General features: G+C 57.1%; 16 protein-coding genes and 1 pseudogene. 10 read left to right on the forward strand and 7 right to left on the reverse strand.

Annotated features, from left to right (window positions below):
• Positions 1-56: 56 nt before the first annotated feature.
• Together ACR6A7_RS12435 and ACR6A7_RS12440 are read right to left on the reverse strand one after the other, a co-directional pair.
• A complete protein-coding gene (locus ACR6A7_RS12435) occupies positions 57-356 on the reverse strand; it encodes a helix-turn-helix domain-containing protein (RefSeq protein WP_434125139.1) in 300 nt (99 codons plus the stop codon).
• The gene (locus ACR6A7_RS12440) at positions 353-703 is read right to left on the reverse strand and encodes a type II toxin-antitoxin system RelE/ParE family toxin (protein WP_434125140.1); all 351 of its coding nucleotides are present in this window, start codon (positions 701-703) and stop codon (positions 353-355) included. The genes ACR6A7_RS12435 and ACR6A7_RS12440 overlap by 4 nt, the downstream gene beginning before the upstream one ends.
• 222 nt (positions 704-925) lie before the next feature.
• Here ACR6A7_RS12440 and ACR6A7_RS12445 point away from each other — a divergent pair, with 222 nt between their 5' ends.
• Positions 926-2,614, forward strand: coding sequence for a chloride channel protein (locus tag ACR6A7_RS12445; protein ID WP_434125141.1), 1,689 nt, complete (start codon positions 926-928; stop codon positions 2,612-2,614).
• Here ACR6A7_RS12445 and ACR6A7_RS12450 read toward each other — a convergent pair.
• Positions 2,611-3,114 (reverse strand): M48 family metallopeptidase, encoded by a 504-nt coding sequence (locus tag ACR6A7_RS12450; RefSeq protein WP_033755025.1) that lies wholly within the window; start codon positions 3,112-3,114, stop codon positions 2,611-2,613. The two genes, ACR6A7_RS12445 and ACR6A7_RS12450, sit on opposite strands and share 4 nt — an antisense overlap.
• 81 nt (positions 3,115-3,195) lie before the next feature.
• Between ACR6A7_RS12450 and rlmG the strand changes: the two genes are divergently transcribed.
• Positions 3,196-4,314 carry a 23S rRNA (guanine(1835)-N(2))-methyltransferase RlmG gene (gene rlmG / locus ACR6A7_RS12455; protein ID WP_434125142.1) on the forward strand — a complete coding sequence of 373 codons (1,119 nt, stop codon included), beginning with the start codon at positions 3,196-3,198 and terminating at the stop codon, positions 4,312-4,314.
• 1 nt (position 4,315) lies between these two features.
• Here the strand turns inward: rlmG and ACR6A7_RS12460 are convergent, their stop codons facing one another.
• Positions 4,316-6,331, reverse strand: coding sequence for an oxidoreductase (locus tag ACR6A7_RS12460; RefSeq protein ID WP_434125143.1), 2,016 nt, complete (start codon positions 6,329-6,331; stop codon positions 4,316-4,318).
• 107 nt (positions 6,332-6,438) lie between these two features.
• Positions 6,439-7,152: a purine nucleoside phosphorylase YfiH/LACC1 family protein gene (locus tag ACR6A7_RS12465; RefSeq protein WP_434125144.1), complete on the reverse strand. Its 714-nt coding sequence runs from the start codon at positions 7,150-7,152 to the stop codon at positions 6,439-6,441.
• A 98-nt stretch (positions 7,153-7,250) separates the two neighbouring features.
• On the opposite strand from ACR6A7_RS12465, the gene ACR6A7_RS12470 reads away from it, so the two are divergent.
• The 4 genes from ACR6A7_RS12470 (at position 7,251) to ACR6A7_RS12485 (ending at position 12,615) form a co-directional block, all read left to right on the forward strand.
• Positions 7,251-8,060 carry a 5'-nucleotidase, lipoprotein e(P4) family gene (locus ACR6A7_RS12470; RefSeq protein ID WP_434125145.1) on the forward strand — a complete coding sequence of 270 codons (810 nt, stop codon included), beginning with the start codon at positions 7,251-7,253 and terminating at the stop codon, positions 8,058-8,060.
• Positions 8,061-8,644: 584 nt separating this feature from the next.
• A complete protein-coding gene (locus ACR6A7_RS12475) occupies positions 8,645-9,265 on the forward strand; it encodes a carbonic anhydrase (RefSeq protein WP_434125146.1) in 621 nt (206 codons plus the stop codon).
• Between the two features lie 2 nt (positions 9,266-9,267).
• The gene (locus ACR6A7_RS12480; protein ID WP_434125300.1) at positions 9,268-10,737 is read left to right on the forward strand and encodes a SulP family inorganic anion transporter; all 1,470 of its coding nucleotides are present in this window, start codon (positions 9,268-9,270) and stop codon (positions 10,735-10,737) included.
• A 450-nt stretch (positions 10,738-11,187) separates the two neighbouring features.
• Positions 11,188-12,615, forward strand: coding sequence for a GGDEF domain-containing protein (locus tag ACR6A7_RS12485; protein WP_434125147.1), 1,428 nt, complete (start codon positions 11,188-11,190; stop codon positions 12,613-12,615).
• Positions 12,616-12,635: 20 nt separating this feature from the next.
• Here ACR6A7_RS12485 and ddlA read toward each other — a convergent pair whose 3' ends face one another.
• A complete protein-coding gene (ddlA, locus tag ACR6A7_RS12490) occupies positions 12,636-13,730 on the reverse strand; it encodes a D-alanine--D-alanine ligase (protein WP_434125148.1) in 1,095 nt (364 codons plus the stop codon).
• An 87-nt stretch (positions 13,731-13,817) separates the two neighbouring features.
• The gene (locus tag ACR6A7_RS12495) at positions 13,818-14,153 is read right to left on the reverse strand and encodes a hypothetical protein (RefSeq protein ID WP_434125149.1); all 336 of its coding nucleotides are present in this window, start codon (positions 14,151-14,153) and stop codon (positions 13,818-13,820) included.
• Positions 14,154-14,421: 268 nt separating this feature from the next.
• Between ACR6A7_RS12495 and ACR6A7_RS12500 the strand changes: the two are divergent.
• The 4 genes and pseudogenes from ACR6A7_RS12500 to ACR6A7_RS12515 all read left to right on the forward strand — a co-directional run.
• Positions 14,422-15,386, forward strand: a pseudogene (locus ACR6A7_RS12500) (replication endonuclease); the annotation flags it as partial.
• Positions 15,387-15,484: 98 nt separating this feature from the next.
• Positions 15,485-15,673, forward strand: coding sequence for a hypothetical protein (locus tag ACR6A7_RS12505; RefSeq protein ID WP_434125150.1), 189 nt, complete (start codon positions 15,485-15,487; stop codon positions 15,671-15,673).
• Between the two features lie 299 nt (positions 15,674-15,972).
• Positions 15,973-17,202 (forward strand): AAA family ATPase, encoded by a 1,230-nt coding sequence (locus tag ACR6A7_RS12510; protein WP_434125151.1) that lies wholly within the window; start codon positions 15,973-15,975, stop codon positions 17,200-17,202.
• 14 nt (positions 17,203-17,216) lie between these two features.
• Positions 17,217-18,296: an SIR2 family protein gene (locus ACR6A7_RS12515; protein ID WP_434125152.1), complete on the forward strand. Its 1,080-nt coding sequence runs from the start codon at positions 17,217-17,219 to the stop codon at positions 18,294-18,296.
• Positions 18,297-18,397 lie beyond the last annotated feature (101 nt).

Raw genomic sequence — 18,397 nt, forward strand, 5'->3', positions numbered from 1 at the left:
CCGCCTTCCAGTCTGGTGCAAGCGACAGACTCCAGGAGATGAATCGCGCATGCTGTTCAAAGGTGAAAAGCGATGCGTTTGCCAGAAGGCAATTCTACATCCAGGCTGAGCTTGCCCCCCATTGCCTCAATGTAGCGCTTAAGGGTGGCTATCTTAAGCTCGTTGCCGCGTTGCTCTAGCTGCGTAATCGCGGGCTGGCTGATGCCCATTGCGTCCGCAACGCTTTTTTGCGACAGTTGCAGCTCTTCTCGCATCATCTGCAGGCCGGTTTCGAGCACCCTCTCGTCTGCCATATCGCGTATGCGCTGCTGGCTTTCCGCTGAGCGTGCGGCAATAGCGTCATCAAGCGTTCTCATCGTTTCCCCTTCAGTTTGTTCAGGTGCGCCGTGAATTCATCGTCGGCAATACGTATCATGCGCGGGTAAAAATTTTTATCATTGCTTTTATCACCTGCGCAAAGGATGACCGCTCTGCGCACGGGATCAAACGCAAAAAAAGCGCGTACCGGCTTTCCAGCGTATTGAATACGAAGTTCTTTCATATTCTTGTGTCGCGATCCGTTGACCGAATCTGCATAAGGCCGAGGCAGCATAGGCCCGTACGTCCTGAGGTTGATAAGATCGGCAAGGATTTTTTCCTGTAAAGCCTCTTCCTGTTGTTCGAACCACGCATCGAATACCTTACCGAAAAGCACAGTCCACATAGAATATCCTTATAAGCTGTAGCTTATAAAAATGCCATAAGCTGCAGCTTATAAAAGCAAGAAGTACTTCATGATGATTCGCTGCCACTCCATCCAGCCTTTGCAGTTGAGTTGCCTCTCACCCTTCACGCCAGCCTCCTTGTTACGTTTTATGATATATATCCCGCAAGAGGGAACCGCGCCATAGTGATGGCGACTGGCTGAAAAAGGTGGAGAACGCGCTTGAAAGGAAGTAAACACGCACTGAACTGGACCACGCTGCTGGTGGCGATCCCGGTCGGACTGGCGGCGTCGCTGGTGACGCTGGCGTTTCGCGGCGTGATCGAGCTGATCAACCGTTTGCTCTTCAACAGCGGCAGTGAGATTACCGTGGCGATGCACGTCTGGCCATGGATCTTCTGGCCGCTGCTGGTGGGCGCGGGTGGCGTGCTGGCGGGGTTTTTCCTGCGCTACGCGGTGAGCATCGAACAGCAGCAGACGGTTAAGACCGACTATCTGGAGGTGATCAACGCGCAGCTCGACGCGGTGCCGACCCGCACCTCACTGTTTCGCGCGCTCTCCTCTATCGCCAGCATCGGCTCGGGCGCCTCTATCGGTAAAGAGGGGCCGATGGTGCAGCTCTCCGCGCTGTGCGGCAGCGTGCTGGGCCGCTGGGTGCCCGCCTCGCTCAACCTGAAAAACAGCGACGTGGTGGCGATGGCCGCCGCCGCCGGGCTTTCATCGGTCTACCACGCGCCGCTGGCGTCGGCGATTTTCGTGGCTGAAATCGCCTTCGGCATTTCTGCGCTGCAGCGCCTGATCCCGCTGGTGATCGCCTCGTCGGTCGCCGTAATGACCATGTGGTCGCTGGGCTTCCGCAACGCGCTCTATCCGCTGGCGGACGCCAGCTTTCAGATGGACGTAAGCAGCCTGCTGTTAACGGTTGTCATTGGCCTGGCCGCCGGGCTGGCAGGCTGGCTGCTGATTAAGCTTATCGCCCGCAGCAAAGCGCTGTTCGGCCATATCCGTTCGCTGCCGCTGCGTCTGGGCGCTGGCGGCCTGGCGGTCGGGCTGCTGGCGCTCATCTCTACCGATATCCTGGGCAACGGCTATGAGGTGATCGTCAAAATCATGGCGGGCGACTATCTGCTGCCGGGCCTGCTGCTGCTGCTGCTGCTGAAGACGCTGGCGACCACGCTGTCGGTCGGCTCCAACGCGGTGGGCGGTCTTTTTACCCCGTCGCTGCTGATCGGCGCGCTGCTCGGCGTGGCGCTGGCGACGCTGGGGGCGTCGCTGCATCTGCCGCTCGGCAACCTGCTGCTCTACGCGGCCATCGGCATGGCGGCGGTGCTGGCCGCCGTCAGTCAGGCGCCGCTGATGGCGATCCTGATGGTGCTGGAGATGACGCTGAACAGCACGCTGCTGTTCCCGGTGATGATCGCCGCCGTGCTGGCGTCGATGGTGGTCTATCGGCTGCAGTCCGCCAGCACCTATCCGGTAGTCGGCAACCACTTTAACCGCTCGGAGGCGAAATATGACTTCGACAATATGCGCGTGGCGGAGCTGATTATTCCGGGGGCGGCGCTGCAGCCGCAGGAGTCGGTCGGGCAGGCGCTGGCGGTCAGCTCGCTGAAGCGCGAGCGCTACGTCTACGTGATTAACGCGGCGGGCGCCTTTCTCGGCGTGGTTTCAATCCACGATATCGCGCGCAAGGTGCTGGCGCAGGAGATTACGCTGGATTCGCCGGTCTCGACGGTCATGGATGACAACTTTCCCTTTGTCTACCAGAACCAGAGCATGCGCGAAGGCTGGGAGGCGTTTGCGCGCGTCACGCTGGAGCGCCTGCCGGTGCTGAATAATCCGCAGGAGAAGCGCTTTCTCGGCGCGCTGACCAAAACCAGCCTGATCCAGAAAGCGCAGGAGTTCCTTTAGGCCGCGTTGCCGCGCATCGCCTGATCCGTCATCCAGAGCCGGGCGTCAAACTCCAGCTGATGGTAGTCCGGCTCCATATGGCAACAGAGCTGATAGAACGCCTTGTCGTGATCTTTCTCTTTCAGGTGCGCCAGCTCGTGCACCACAATCATGCGCAGAAAAGGCTCGGGGGCGAGGCGGAAAAAGGTCGAGACGCGAATCTCCGCTTTGGCCTTGAGGTTGCCGCCCTGAACGCGCGAAACGGCCGTATGCAGCCCCAGCGCGTGCTTCATCACCTTGATTTTATTGTCCCAGATCACCTTGCTAATCGGCGGCGCGTTGCGCATAAAGCGGTTTTTCAGCGCCTGGGTATAGTCATATAACGCTTTATCGCTGACGATATTGTGGGTGTCGGGATAGCGCTGCTGCAAAAAAGCGCCAAGCTTTTCATGTTTGATCAGCGTCTGAACCTGCTGAAGGATGTTCTCAGGATAACCCTGCAGATAGATGAGTGAGGACATTAGGGATTCCCGGCGAAAGACAGTATACTGCGCCCCCTTTTTAGGGCGTAAAACAGCCAGATTGTACCAGCCGGAGAATTCATGAGCCAACTTGAACTCGCAGATCGCACCCTGATCCTGCATCGTTTTCCGCAAATGCGTGAAGAGAGCCCGCTTCAGGCGTGGGATGCGGCGGATGAATATTTGCTGCAGCAGCCGCTGCCGGAAGGTCCGATCCTGGTGTTCAACGACAGCTTCGGCGCGCTCACCTGCGCGCTCAACCCGCGTCCGGTCTGGCACGTCAGCGACTCCTGGCTTAGCCAGCAGGCGACGCGGCAAAACCTGCGCCTCAATGAACTTGACGACGGTGAAGTGCACTTTCTCAGCAGCCTCGATCCGCTGCCCGCCGCGCCAGCCGCGGTGCTGATCAAGGTGCCGAAAACCCTGGCGCTGCTGGAGCAGCAGCTGCGCGCCCTGCGCGAGGTGGTGACCGCCGAGACGGTGATCCTCGCGGCGGCGCGCGCCAAAGAGATCCATAACTCCACGCTGCAGCTGTTCGAGAAGATCCTCGGCGACACCCGCACCTCGCTGGCGTGGAAAAAAGCGCGTCTGATCTACACCCGGTTCAGCGCGCCGACGCTGGCGCCGCAGGCGGCGACCACCGTCTGGCCGCTGGACGAGACGCCGTATCAGATCCATAACCACGCCAACGTCTTTTCGCGCAGCTCGCTCGATATCGGCGCGCGCTTCTTTATGCAGCACCTGCCGGAAAATATCGAAGGCGAGATCGTCGATCTCGGCTGCGGCAACGGGGTAATCGGCCTGCTGGCGCTGGAGAGCAATCCGCAGGCGGAGGTGCATTTTCTTGACGAGTCTTACATGGCGGTGGCCTCGAGCCAGCTTAACGTCGAGGTGAACCGTCCGCAGGATGTGACGCGCTGCGTCTTTCGCGTCAACAACGTGCTGAGCGGCTATCCGTCAGACCGTCTGCACGCCGTGCTCTGCAACCCGCCGTTCCATCAGCAGCACGCCGTCACCGATCACCTGGCGTGGCAGATGTTCCGCGACGCCAAACGCTGCCTGCAGTACGGCGGCGAGCTGCGCATCGTCGGCAACCGCCACCTCGACTATCACCACAAGCTGAAAAAACTGTTCGGCAACTGCGCGCTGGTGGCCTCGAACCAGAAGTTCGTGGTGCTGCGCGCGGTGAAGATGCGCTGAGTCAGATAGCCAGCGCCAGCTGCATCGCCTGGGCGATTGCCCGGCGGGCATCCAGCTCCAGCGCCACGTCGGCGCCGCCGATCAGGTGAACGCTTTTGCCGTGCGCCCGCAGCGCCGCCTCCAGCTCGCGCTGCGGCTCCTGACCGGCGCAGATAATCACGTTATCCACCGCGACTCTCTCCACGGCGCCGTCGCGTCGCAGCAGCAGCCCTTCATCGTCGATCGCCAGATACTCGACACCGCCCCACATGCGCACGCCGCGCGCCTGCAGCGTGGCGCGATGGATCCAGCCGGTGGTTTTGCCCAGACCCGCGCCCGGTTTGCCCGGTTTGCGCTGCAGCAGCCAGAGGGTGCGCGCGGCAGGCTGCGGCTCGGCGTGCGTCAGGCCGCCGCGCTGCGCCAGCGTCAGGTCGATGCCCCATTCGCGGCAGAAGCTTTCGCTGGTCTGCGCTTCCGGCGGCTGAGAGAGGTACATGGCGGTGTCGAAGCCGATGCCGCCCGCGCCGATAATGGCGACGCGGCGGCCTACCGGTTTTTTGTCGCGCAGCACCTCAAGGTAGCTCAGCACGCTCGGGTGATCGATGCCGGGGATCGCTGGCGTGCGCGGCTGGATGCCGGTCGCCAGCACCACCTCGTCCGCCTCGGCCAGATCCGCCGCCGTCACCCGCCGACCGGTTTGCACCTCAACGCCAGCCGCGGCAAGCTGATGGGCGAAGTAGCGCAGGGTTTCGCTGAACTCCGCTTTGCCCGGGATCTGGCGCGCGATATTGAACTGGCCGCCGATGGCGTCCGCGGCCTCATAGAGCGTTACCCGATGGCCGCGCTGCGCCGCCTGAAGCGCGAAGGCCATGCCTGCCGGGCCAGCGCCCACCACCGCGATAGCCTTCGGGGCGGCGCAGGGCGTGACCGACATCAGGGTTTCGTGGCAGGCGCGCGGGTTCACCAGGCAGGAGGTAATCTTGCCGACAAAGATCTGGTCGAGGCAGGCCTGGTTGCAGGCGATGCAGGTATTGATGCTCTCCGCCGCGCCGCGCGCCGCTTTGCTGACGAAGGCGGCGTCGGCGAGAAACGGACGCGCCAGCGACACCATATCCGCGCAGCCGCTCTGCAGAAGCTGTTCCGCCACCTGCGGATGGTTGATGCGGTTGGTGGCGATCACCGGCGTGGAAACATGCTGACGCAGCCGCCGCGCCGCTGCGGCGAAGGCCGCGCGCGGCACCGACGTGGCGATGGTGGGAACGCGCGCTTCGTGCCAGCCGATGCCGGTATTGAACAGGGTGACGCCGCTTTTCTCCAGCGCGGTCGCCAGCGCCAGCGTCTCTTCCAGCGAGCTGCCGTCCTCCACCAGATCCAGCATCGACAGGCGGAAAATCACAATAAAGTCGGGGCCCACGGCCTCGCGCACCGCACGGGTGACGGCCAGCGCGAACGCCTGGCGGCGCGGCGCGTCGCCGCCCCAGCGATCGCTGCGCTGGTTGGTGCGCGGCGCTAAAAACTGATTAATAAGGTAGCCTTCCGAGCCCATGATCTCGACGCCGTCATAGCCAGCCTGCTGCGCCAGCCGCGCGCAGCGGGCGAAGTCGTCGATGGTTTGCAGGATCGCCTGCTCGCTCATCTCCTGCGGCAGATAAGGATTAATCGGCGCCTGGATCGCCGAGGGCGCGACCAGATCCGGCTGGTAGCTGTAGCGGCCGGTGTGCAGGATCTGCAGGGCGATTTTGCCCCCTTCCGCATGTACCGCGTCGGTGATCTGGCGGTGCCAGCCGCACTGCTCCGGCGAGACCAGCGTCGCCCCATGCTTCATCGCCACGCCCTGGGCATTGGGCGCTACGCCGCCGGTGACGATCAGCGCGACCCCTTCGCGCGCGCGCTCGCCATAAAAGGCGGCAAGGCGCTGCGCGCCGTCGGCATGCTCTTCCAGCCCGGTGTGCATCGAGCCCATCAGGAAGCGGTTGCGCAGCTGGGTAAAGCCCAGGTCGAGCGGGGCGAACAGGGCAGGGTAGGCGTGACTCTTCACGGCGGCATCACTCAGGTTAAGTGGTCGGATGAGTGTAATGTAGCTGCCGTGATGTTAAAAAAAAGTGAAAGTTTGCCGCGCTGTGAGGCGCATCAAAAAAGCGAGCCTTAGCCGCTCCGGCGACGTATCCATGAGAAGCGCGACTGATAGCCGCTGTTGAAGTGGGTATTGCGGCGGTAGCTGGAGCCGGTTTCCGCCATGCAGTAGGTGCAAAAGCTGACGTTTTCGATATGGGCGGCCGGTACGCCCGCCGCTGTCAGCCTCTGCGTCGCCAGCTGCGGCAGATCGAACCAGACGCCGCTGCGGGTCGCCTTCGCCTGCGGCCTGACGGCGAGCGCATTGTGCGGCTGCTCGCGGTGCCAGCAGGGCGATAGCGGGTCGGGCAGGGTAGGAATAATGGCGCTCAGCATCTCCTCGCCCAGCTCATAGCAGCAGGGCGCGATGGCCGGGCCGATGGCGACATACAGGCCATCCGGCGAGCTGCCCGCTTCGCACAGCCTGACGACGGCGCGCTCCAGCACGCCCGCCAGCGTGCCTTTTAGCCCGGCATGCACCGCCGCCACGCGCCGCTGCTGCGTGTCGGCGATCAGCACCGGCAGGCAGTCGGCGGTATAGACCGCGACCGGCCGGGCGCCCAGGCCGATAATCCCGTCGGACTCGCAGCTTTTCGGCGGCACGTTGGCCTCGTCATCCACCACCGTGGCGCTGTGGCGCTGATGGCCGTAAGCGACATCGTCGGGCGGCGCTTCGCCTGCGGGCTGAAAGGCATAGTCAACCCACTCCAGCGCATCAAGCAGGGTAGAGCGTACGCGGATTCCCATATGAATCTCCTCTGAGGCGTTTGGCTGCATTCAGCTTAGGTTAACTGCTACATTTTTAAAGCGTTACCTCTTCCCACTTTCGGCTTAAGGATAACAGGATGAAAATGACCGCAACGCTGCTGACCAGCGGCCTGATGACGCTGATGCTGTCGGGCTGCGCCTCGCAGACGACGCAAGATGCGCAGCAACAGCTCGGCCAGCAGTCGGTGCTGGCCCTGAACTGGTTCCAGCAGTCCGGCGAGTACCAGGCGCTGACGTGGCAGGCCTTTAACGGCGCGCGGCTGGCGTTCGACGCCGCGCCGTCGCTGACCGGCAAGCCCAGGGCAGTGATCGTCGACCTCGATGAAACCATGATCGACAACAGCGCCTACAGCGCCTGGCAGGCAAAAAACGGCCAGCCGTTCAGCGCGCAAAGCTGGTCGAGATGGACCCAGGCGAAGCAGGCGCTGGCGGTGCCCGGCGCGGTTGATTTCGCCCGCTACGTCACCTCGCACGGCGGCACGCTGTTTTACGTGTCGAACCGCGACCAGAAGGATTTCGACGCCACCGTCGCCAATTTGACGCGGCTCGGCTTCCCGGAGGTGACGCCGCAGACCGTGCGCCTCAGCACCGGCAACTCTAACAAGCAGGCGCGTTTCGACGCCATCAAAGCGGCGGGCTACAACGTCGTGCTCTATGTGGGCGATAACCTCAACGATTTCGGCGCGGCGACCTGGCATCAGGGCAACGCGCAGCGTCGCGCTTTTGTCAGCCAGAATCACGCGCTGTTCGGCACCCAGTTTATCGTGTTGCCTAATCCGCTCTATGGCGACTGGGAGAGCGGCATGGCGCAAAGCTACAACAAGCTGACGCCGCAGCAGCAGCTCTCAACGCGCGAGGCGCAGCTAAAAGCGTGGAACGGTAAATAATTCGTCAAGCGAAAGAGCCTGCGCCAGCAGGCTCTTATTTTTAACCGTCGATATTTACGTTTACAGGTAACTATTTTGCTGCAAACTAATTTAATTATCTCTTACTTTTAAAACCCCTTTTATTAAGATTATTGCGCTGCCTTATTTGCCAGCAGCCAGTGTTAATCACTACTGGTTAAGGAATTAATTCGGATTTTTCTGTAGTAAAGTGCCACCGGTAACTGAGCGCGTGGAAAAACGCCGCCAGCCGAAGTGTCATTATTTGTCAGCGGAAAGAGCCTTAAAATAATAAGGTTATTTTAATTGCCTGAAATTATTTACTTTTAATAACGGATTCCACGTTGTTTAAATGGGGTGCGCTTAACCAGATTTACCTTCAATTTACGCTGGCTGAATGGTTCCTTACAAAAAAAGGATTCGGTCTGGCCTGAAAAAAATTACGGATGCGTAACTAATCATAAACGTCTATAAACAATTTCTGTGATCAACTGCGTTATTTCTTCGGCTGATGCCAGCTAACTGTGAGCCGGCTCACCGCTTTGTTCGCCTGAATATTTGATCCCCGGTTGTTGAGAGAGACGATTGTGACAACACTGAAACCTTTATTAGCGAAAAATCGCAGCTGGGCGCTCCAGCGCCGCGAGCGTAATCCTGACTATTTTGAAAAATACCTCCATCAGCAAAAACCGCATTCACTCTGGATTGGCTGTTCAGACAGCCGCGTGCCGGCTGAGGTCCTGACCGGTTCGCATCCCGGCGAACTCTTCGTTCATCGCAATATTGCCAACATGGTGGTCGACGGCGATGACAACCTGATGAGCGTGCTGCAGTACGCCATCTTCTATCTCGGCGTAAAACGCATCGTGCTGTGCGGCCACTACGGCTGCGGCGGCGTTCAGGCGGCAATTGACCTGCCGCAGAGTCCGCTGGCGCATGAAGACTCGGCGCTGGCGCGCCGTATCGCCGCGCTGCGTCAGGCATTAGGGGACGGACTGCCCGATGAGCCTCAGCCAGCAGCGGAGACGCTGAACCGGCTGGTGGAGGTTAACGTGCTGGCGCAGTTCGCCCGTCTCGCCGCCGCCGCCCCGGTGCGCGACGCGTGGCGCGCGGGCCAGACGTTAGATCTGTTCGGCTGCGTTTACGATCTGCAGTCGGGCCACCTTAAAGAGTTAATCCAGCAATCTGCAGAGGAATCTTCGCCATGAATGTGAATACGCTTCGTCAGGATATTCCTGCCGGTCTGGTGGTTTTTCTGGTGGCGCTGCCGCTCTGTCTGGGCATCGCGCAGGCGAGCGGACTGCCGCCGTTCGCCGGTCTGCTGACCGGCGTGATCGGCGGGCTGCTGGTCACCGCGCTTAGCCCGTCACGTTTTGCCGTCAGCGGCCCGGCGGCGGGCCTGGTGACGATTGTCGTCGCCTCTATTGAGACGCTCGGCAGCTTCAGCGCTTTTCTTACCGCGCTGGTGCTGGCTGGCCTGATGCAGTGCGGGCTCGGCCTGCTGCGCGCCGGTCGATTTATCTCGCTGGTGCCGGGCAGCGTCATTAAAGGCATGCTGGCGGCTATCGGCATTTTGCTGATTATCCAGCAGATCCCGGTGGCGTTCGGTGTTGAGGGCGATGCCGGTCTGGCCGGGTTCGCCAGTGGCGCAGCGACCTTTTCCGCGCCCGCGATGCTGGTCGCCGGCGGCAGCCTGGCGATCCTCTGGCTCTGGACTACGCCGCTGGTGAAAAAGGCGGGCATGCTGGGCTGGATACCCGGTCCGCTGGTGGCAGTGCTGTTCGGCTGCGCCGCCACGGTATTCGGCGGACGGCTGATGCCGGAGATGGCGGATCAGCTGTCGCGCATCGCGCTGCCGTCGTTCGACAGCCTCTCCGCGCTGGCGGCGCAGCTGGAGAGCCCGGCCTGGAGTGCGTGGCAGAATCCGTCGGTCTGGGTGGTGGCGGTGACGCTGGCGCTGGTCGCCAGCCTGGAGACGCTGCTGAGCCAGGAGGCGCTGAAGAAGCTGCGCCCGCAGAATCCGCCGCCGTCGCCCAATCGCGAGATGTTCGCGCAGGGGATCGGCAATCTCAGTGCCGGCCTGCTGGGCGCCATGCCGATTACGGCGGTGATCGTGCGCAGTTCAGTGAACGTCAGCACCGGCGCGCAGACCAAACTCTCTATTCTGATCCACGGCGTGCTGCTGCTGATCTGCGGGCTCTGGTTCAGCGATATGCTGAATTCCATTCCGCTGGCCAGCCTGGCGGCGGTGCTGCTCTATACCGGCTATAAGCTGGCGACGCCGCGCCTGTTTGTGGAGCAGTTCCGCATGGGCGCGCAGCAGTACGTGCCGTTCCTCGCCACCATCGGCGGCATTATCCTGTTCGGCATGCTGGCAGGCATCGGCATCGGTCTGGCGACGCAGATGCTCTACAGCCTCTACAAGAGCCACCGCAACGCGCTGCAGCTGACGCGCTATGACGATCACTATGTGCTGCGCTTTCAGCAGAATCTGACCTTTCTACACAATCCGAAGCTGCAGGGGCTGCTGGCGGAGATCCCGGAGAACAGCGTGGTGATTGTGGATCACGATAACGCCGAGTATCTGGATCCCGACGTGAAGGCGGTGCTGAAGGATTTCGGCGACAACGCCGATAAGCGCGGCATTCGCCTTAGCCAGTGGCCGGTGGCGGTGAAGTAAAGAAGGATTCGTCTGTTAGTCAGGCAGCTACGCGGGTGACATGGCCTGATCGCAAAGACGCAAAAGCGGCATCCCTGCCAGCTCGGCCCGCGCAATTACGCACCTCATCCTTGAGGTGCGCCCGTAGCCGGGCCAACGCGCTGCGTTGTTCAAAAACGCTCCCGGCGTTTTTGTCCCTGTCGCGGGACGCTTTGCTCTTCAGTCCATGTCACCCGCTAGTTCGACTAAGGCGTTGTCTGAAAAATCGGATATCTCGGATAGCCGATTTTTTTATTTAAGGCATAATCTCCGCGCCGTCAGCCAGACGGCGCAGCCCACATTGCGAGTAGCGCCAATCTCTACCGTTTATTCACTGAATTGCCCGGGCGGTAAATGCGGTTTAATGGCGCGTGGCGAACGTCCAGAAAGGGCAGGGAGCGGAGAATTTACAAGCTACAAGGTTCAAAACCTATGCGCGTTAAGCTGTTTGCAGAGCACAACACGACAACGAATCTCCTCTCGCTGTTTCTTGTTACCCTGCTGTTTTGCTTTTTGGGGAGCCATCTGCGCGTGCCTGCGGAGCTCTCTCTCTTCTGGCCGGTCAACGCCATTGTCGCCGCTATCATCGTGCGGCATCCCTGGCTGCACCGCCTGCGCTACTATTTCGCCAGCTTCGCCGCCATGGTGGCGAACGACACGCTCTTTTCCGGCTGGGCGTGGCCTGCCGTCACGCTTAACGTCGCCAACCTGCTGTTTATTATCATTGCCGTCTCAATGCTGGTGAAGTCCTACCTGCGCGACTCCGACCGGCGGCAGATCAGCAACGCGCTGCGCATCTTTCCCGCCTGCCTGCTGGCCGCCTTCGCCTGCGCGACCTGGGGCGGACTGGCGCAGGATATGAGCTTCGACACCCGTTTCGCCACCGCCTGGGCCGACTGGTTCAGCGAGCAGTTTTCTACCGGCCTGATGCTGCTGCCGTTCCTGCTGACGCGCAGCTGGCGCAGCCTGACGTTCGCCGCGCTGCTCTCGCCCGGCAAATGGCTACCGCTGCTGAGCGTAGTGCTGTCGCTGGCGATCGGGGCCATGATCGGCGGCGCCGGCAGCCTCACCTTCCCGGTTCCGGCGCTCATCTGGTGCGCCATCGTCTTGCCGATCCCGGTCACCAGCCTGGTGATCCTGCTCACCGGCATCAGCGAAATCGTGCTGGTGGCGCACGGTGTGATGGATATTCAGGGCAGCGACAATCTGCTGCCCTTAAGCCACCTCACCTCGGCGCGTCTCGGCGTCGCCACCCTGACCATCAGCCCGCTGATCGTCGCCGTCAGCATGGATGCGGTGCGTCAGCTTAATCAGCGGCTCGCGCTGCGCGCCAACTACGATTTTCTCACCCAGCTGCTGTCGCGCTCCGGGCTCTATGAAAGTCTGAAGGAGGAGCCGTTCATAACGCAGCGCAACGTCGGAGTGATCCTGCTGGATGTCGACTATTTCAAAGCCATCAACGACAACTTCGGCCATGATGCGGGTGACGGCGTGCTGGAGGAGATCGCGCTGCGCATGCAGCAGGTGGTAGGGAAACAGGGGCGCATCTGCCGTTTCGGCGGGGAGGAGTTCGCCATCGTGCTGTTCGACGCCCGTCCTGAGCGACTCTACCAGCTGGCGGAGGCGGTACGGCAGGCGATCGGCAAAGAGAAGTTCTGGCTGCAGGGCAACACCGTGACCGTTACCGTCAGCCTGGGCCTGGCGCAGGGCAAGGCGGGCGAAGAGCGCGACTGGCACAGCCTGGTTAACCAGCTGATCTCCGCCGCGGATAAAAACCTCTATCTCTCCAAGCGCAACGGGCGCAACCAGACTACGCCCGCCTTCAGAACCCTTATGCTGGCGACCAGCGACGTGGCGTAACGCGTCGCGCCGCCTCGCCTCTAAACGCTGCTTTTCAGCTGGCTGATTTGCTGATGGCGCTCCAGCGCCAGCTCGATCAGTCGGGTAATCAAATCGCGATAGCTGAGCCCCGCCGCCTGCCACAGCTTGGGATACATGCTGATATTGGTAAAGCCGGGCAGGGTATTCACCTCATTGACGATAATCTCGCCCGTTTCCGTCAGGAAAACGTCGACGCGCGCCATTCCGCTGCACTCCAGCGCCTGAAACGCCTTAATTGCCACGGCGCGGATCGCCTCGCTGCGCGCGGCGTCGATAGCGGCGGGCACCTGCGTCTGCGCGCCGGTTTCACTGATATATTTGGTCTCGTAGGAGTAGAAGGCGTCGTGCACCACCACTTCGCCGCACGGGCTCGCCTGCGGATCGTCGTTGCCCAGCACGGCACACTCGATCTCGCGGCCTTTGATGCCGGTTTCAATCAGCACCTTGCGATCGAAGGTAAAGGCGAGATCCAGCGCGTGGTCGAAGTCGTCGACGCTGTCGACTTTACTCACGCCCACGGAAGAGCCCTGATTGGCCGGCTTGATAAACAGCGGCAGGCCGAGCTGCGCGATAATTTCCGCCGCCTGAATGCGCGACCGCTGCGCCTGGGTGACGCTAATCCAGGGCGCGACCTGCAGCCCGGCGTCGCGCAGCAGGCGCTTGGTAAAGTCTTTGTCCATGCTGACCGCCGAACCGAGCACGCCAGAGCCGACAAAAGGCAGCGACGCCATGCGCAGCAGGCCCTGCAGCGAACCATCTTCGCCGAGCGTGCCGTGTACGATAGGGAAAATCACATCGATCTGCGACAGCGCATGACCGCTCTGGCGGGCGATTACCTGCTGCTGCGACGCGCCCGGCACCAGCGCCACGCTTTCGCCAGCGCGGTTAAGGGCGATGAGCGCCGGATCCTGCGCGTTGATCAGAAAGTTCGAGGCGTCGTTCAGATGCCATTGACCCTGTTTATCAATCCCTAACAGCACTGGCTCGAAACGCGTTTTATCGATCGCATCAAGGATATTTTTAGCCGACTGTAACGATACTTCGTGCTCGGCCGATTTGCCGCCAAACACAATGCCTACCCGCAGTTTTGTCATTAGAGCTTGCCTGAAAAGATGTTGCGAAACCCACAAGATAACATGCGGATTTCGCGCTGTAACGGCGTGGTGCAGCCTGGCGTCGGCTTAATTTAGCGCGGCGGAGAGCAGGGCGCGGCACTGGTCGGCGTTGGCGCTGGCCTGTGCCTTTTGATCGGCGCTCAGCGTCTGCCAGGCCTCTGTCACATGCTGGCCCAGGCGCGGCTGGAAGTGGATTTTCTGCAGCGCGTAGTCGGAGTTGCCGCCTTCGATAACCGTGCGCATATCTGCCACAAAGCGGCGGCTGTCGTCATGGTGAATCGCGCAGAACACCGAGGTGTACCAGGCCTCATCCTCTTTGCTGTAGTGGGGCGTCAGCCAGTACCAGGCAGCGGCCAGGCAGAGGAGGAGAAGGGGAATAAGAATGTTAAGTCTGAATCGCATGTATTGGTTCGGTTCGCCGAGGCGAAGCGCGGCTCCTTTAAATTAACGTCATCACTACGATGCCGGTGGCGGAAATCTCGTTTAGGGCGCACTCAAACACCTGACGCATGCCTGGCGGCCACACAACAGGCATGAATGACTGATTGCAGGATTGTAGCCTTGAGAGTCGCGAAAGACATCAGATAATCGGTCAGGCACGGGATTTCATACAGCGCCATATCCTGAGTCGCTTCAAGCTTTACGCCGTTGGGAAGAGTAATGGCAAGAAGAGTGGCGCGAACAGAAGCGCCGCACCCGTGAGTTTCTCAAAGGCATGGAGTTGGAAGACGAGGAAGGCAACCGCATCAGCCTGATCGAGAAGTACGGCGGCAGCGTGGCCAACCCGGCGATCCGCCGCTGCGAGCTGATGACCCGCATTCGCGGCTTCGAAAACATCCGCAATGAAATGGGCTTTATTGGCGAGTTCTACACGCTGACCGCCCCGGCACGCTTTCACGCCGAGGTTATCGACCCGGAGAAGGGCAGCGCGACGGGCTACGTCGCTAAGTACATTTCCAAAAATATTGACGGCTACGCGCTGGACGGCGAGACGGACGACGAAAGCGGCAAGACCTGAAGGAAACCGCATCGGCCGTTTCCGCCTGGGCGGCACGCTGGCACATCCGGCAATTCCAGTTTGTGGGCGGCGCGCCGGTGACGGTTTACCGCGAGCTTCGCCGCATGGCAGACAGCGAAACCGCGCACGGCCTCAGCGTTGAGTTTGCGGCCGCGCATGACGCCGCCGACGCGGGAGACTGGGCAGGATACGTTAATGCACAGGGCGGCCCGTTCGTGCGCCGCGACGAGCTGGCCGTACGCACCTGGTATCAGGGCAGCGAAGACGTGAACGAGTACGGCGAGGAAACCGTGCGCATCAAGGGTGTTTACGCAACGAAAGCGGGCGAAGATACGCCGATCCTCACCCGTCTGGCGCAGTGGAAGATTGTGCCAAAACGTGCCGTTGATTTGGGTTTTGAATTTAAGGACGCGTCCGCGTCCTCTCGGAGTTCTGTCAATAACTGTACGGGGCCAGAGCGCCGACGGTTAGAGCTGGAATTAAAAGCTCGTGGTTTTGAGGGGGATGACGAGGAAATAGGCCTACTAAAAAGAGGCTGTAGCTTAAATGCCGGGGCCAGACGACGGCTTTTTTACCAAAATGGAAGACTTCAGAAAGCTGCATTGGACCGGTGTTGATCTAGAGTAATCCTATTGAAAGATAAAAAAGAGTTTCACATTGAGACTACTTTTATATACTGTATGCATATACAGCTTTTGGGTGAAAAGGAGGAAGCGTGCAGGATTTTCTTTTAGAGTCGGTTAAGCTCCAGCGTATTGATTTGTTTCTTAAACTTGTTGCTGCGAGTGACTGTTCTGAGTCCGAGAAGAATATAGCTATTGAGTGGGTAGCCGAGTTGACAGATGAGCTAATGGCGCGGTTGCGCAACTACGAATACAGTCGCTCTATGCATCAGTCAGAGTAGTAATGCGTGGTCCAGATGGCCGCAGCGGGTGTGCATGTCTATGCTGCATGAATTCGCATGATCTAAGAAGGATCGCATTTCTCTCCGCCCGCCTGTTCTGGCGGGCTTTTGCTTATCTCATGCACTGCATGAAAACCATTACGCAAAGCGGGCAGGCGTGGCGGGGGTACGAGCGCGCGCATTCACTTTGAGTTTTATCTTCTCTTTCATGGGATAGCTAGTTGCTTTTAAGCCAAGCCTAGATTAGCCTTCTTGAGACTGCAAAAAATGCATTTTTTTCACAAAAAAGAGGTTTTCACATGCTTGTAGCATTCACATTAGAAAATTACAAAAGTTTTCGCGACAGGCAAGAACTTAGTTTTGTTTCATCGCCCGGAGATGAGCATCCAGATCACTTCGTTACTCTTGCTAACGGTTTAAGGGTAAACAGATTTGCGGCATTAATAGGCGGTAACGGTGTTGGTAAAACGCAGCTTATCAAAGCAATCAATGAGTTTGCTAGCGGTATCCATAATGATGAATTACACACCTTACACAAACCTTTCCTTCTGAGTAAAGACTGTAGAGATAAGCCTACTTCGTTCGAAGCTATATTTGTTGACGACCTTCAAGAAAATTTTATCCGATATGGCGTATCCGTTCGTGATGAAAATATTGAGAGAGAGTATTTATATATGCGGCCTATCAAAAAAGGAGCTAGAGAGGTTTGTATATTTACACGGGATAAGGAAGGTGTTTCATTTAAAAAGGTGGAATATAAAAAGCATGAAGCTCTGATAAGTCCAGTTTTACGAGAAAGTGGTGCTGTAATTACATTCGCTAAGTCTTTAGAAGTTGATGCCCTGATTGAAACTAGGCGTTGGGCTTTAAAGCAACTGCCTTATTATTCTGAAAATCATAAAAATCCAAGTTTGAAGTTTGTTGAAGGTAGACTTAGACAGCAAATGGAAGGCGATAGTGAAGATAAAAAATTAAACAGTGCCGGTTTGAATATTTTAAAGACGTATAACGAATTAGTTGTTAAGTCTCCGCTTCATATTGATAAAGTTGAGTTTATGAGGTACGGAGAGGAGAACGAATACAGATTTGTTTACTTTATTAAAAATGTGGATGGTGATTTCACACGTATAGGACCTGACCGCAGGGATGACTTTTTTTCTCAGGGCACAATAAATGTCCTGACTTTTCTAGCTGTTTTAATTTGGGTTAATGAATACAGCTTTACTCTATATGTTGATGAACTTGATTCATCCATTCATTATTCACTAGCCAGTTCATTAATCAAAAAGATTTTGGAAAGAACAAGTAAACAAAGAGGTGTTCAATTTGTTATGTCCACCCACAACATCCCATTGCTTGATGACTGCTTTAGAAGAGATGAATTGAATATTATAGTTAAAGATGAAACTAAGTCATCCATAATTACTAATGCATCAACATTTTCAGTAAGGAAAGATGCGAAAGTTTCAGCGAAATATCTTCGTGGTGAATTTGGTTCTGTCCCGTCTTTTCTGAATATCGAAAAATAATTTAGAGAAAAACAATGACTACTTTTGCTTATGATGGTGATGCTACATTTAGCAGTAATCTGGAAATTTCTTCCTTTGGTCAGCTCAAACCTAAAATAACTGGAAGGAAAATTTGTGTTTTTCTCGGTGCAGGCTTTTCTAAAGCTTGGGATGATAAATATCCCTTGAGTGATGATCTTTTTTCAATCACTGAAGATGAATCCTTAGAAAATGCAGATGAGTATGGTTTCTTTTCACTTTTTGAGGGGCTGAACTTTAAATGGGCAGAGTTAAACTCATCTGCGGAGGAAAAAGCGCAGGTTTTTAAAAGTTTTAAATATGCTCTTGATGTTTATAAAAGATATCCGAGCCTATTACCCTCTCATTTAGACAAGCATACGCTTGAATTGTTTGAATCTCAGGTTAAGGTTTATATCAAAAACAAGTTTGCCAAGAAAATCCCTGCAAATGACTTAAAGCTTCATCAAAAATCAAAATTTGGTGTCAACAAAAGCAATATTATATCATTTTTTAAACAATTTGATGATGCAGCAGCTTTTGATGTAATAACAACTAATTATGATATTGTCATTGATAAGGTTTTGAATCATGCTTTTCCTAATAGATCTGTATCGAGAGGCTTTCCTGTTCATAACGAAAATACACTATTGTGCCCTCAACCAAAAGGTATTGGCCTCTATAAGTTAAATGGTGGTTTTGAAGTAGTTGCTAATAATGATTTTTTTAAAATTGATTATGACTCTCTTAGGAAAAATGACGTGATTCCTAATATAATCCTTCCATCTAATGAGCAGGATTATGGTGATAAATATTTTAAAACGGCGTTTATGAAGTCTTCCGGGCAGTTAAGGAACGCCGATTTGCTTTTATTTATAGGATATTCTTTTCCAAAGGAAGATTTTATAATAAATTTCCTGCTCAACACTTTCTTAGATGGAAATAGTAGTGAGAAAGAGACGGTGATAATCGGTCGGGGGAAACAAAGCGTTATTGAAACACATAAAAGGGCATGTGAGGTTTTCAAGGAGCTAAATGACAATTCTGCTCTTTACTATTATGGAGGGGGGTTCCAAGATTTATGTAAGCAATGTTAAACATAGGCCTGCTCAGCAGGCCTCTGATTGTACAAGCCTAAATGTTCTAACTTTTATTCCAACCTGAATTCCTAGTATCCATACTTTAGTAAGTGATGAGG

The sequence above is a fragment of the Pantoea phyllosphaerae genome, assembly GCF_051025595.1.
GTDB lineage: Bacteria > Pseudomonadota > Gammaproteobacteria > Enterobacterales > Enterobacteriaceae > Pantoea.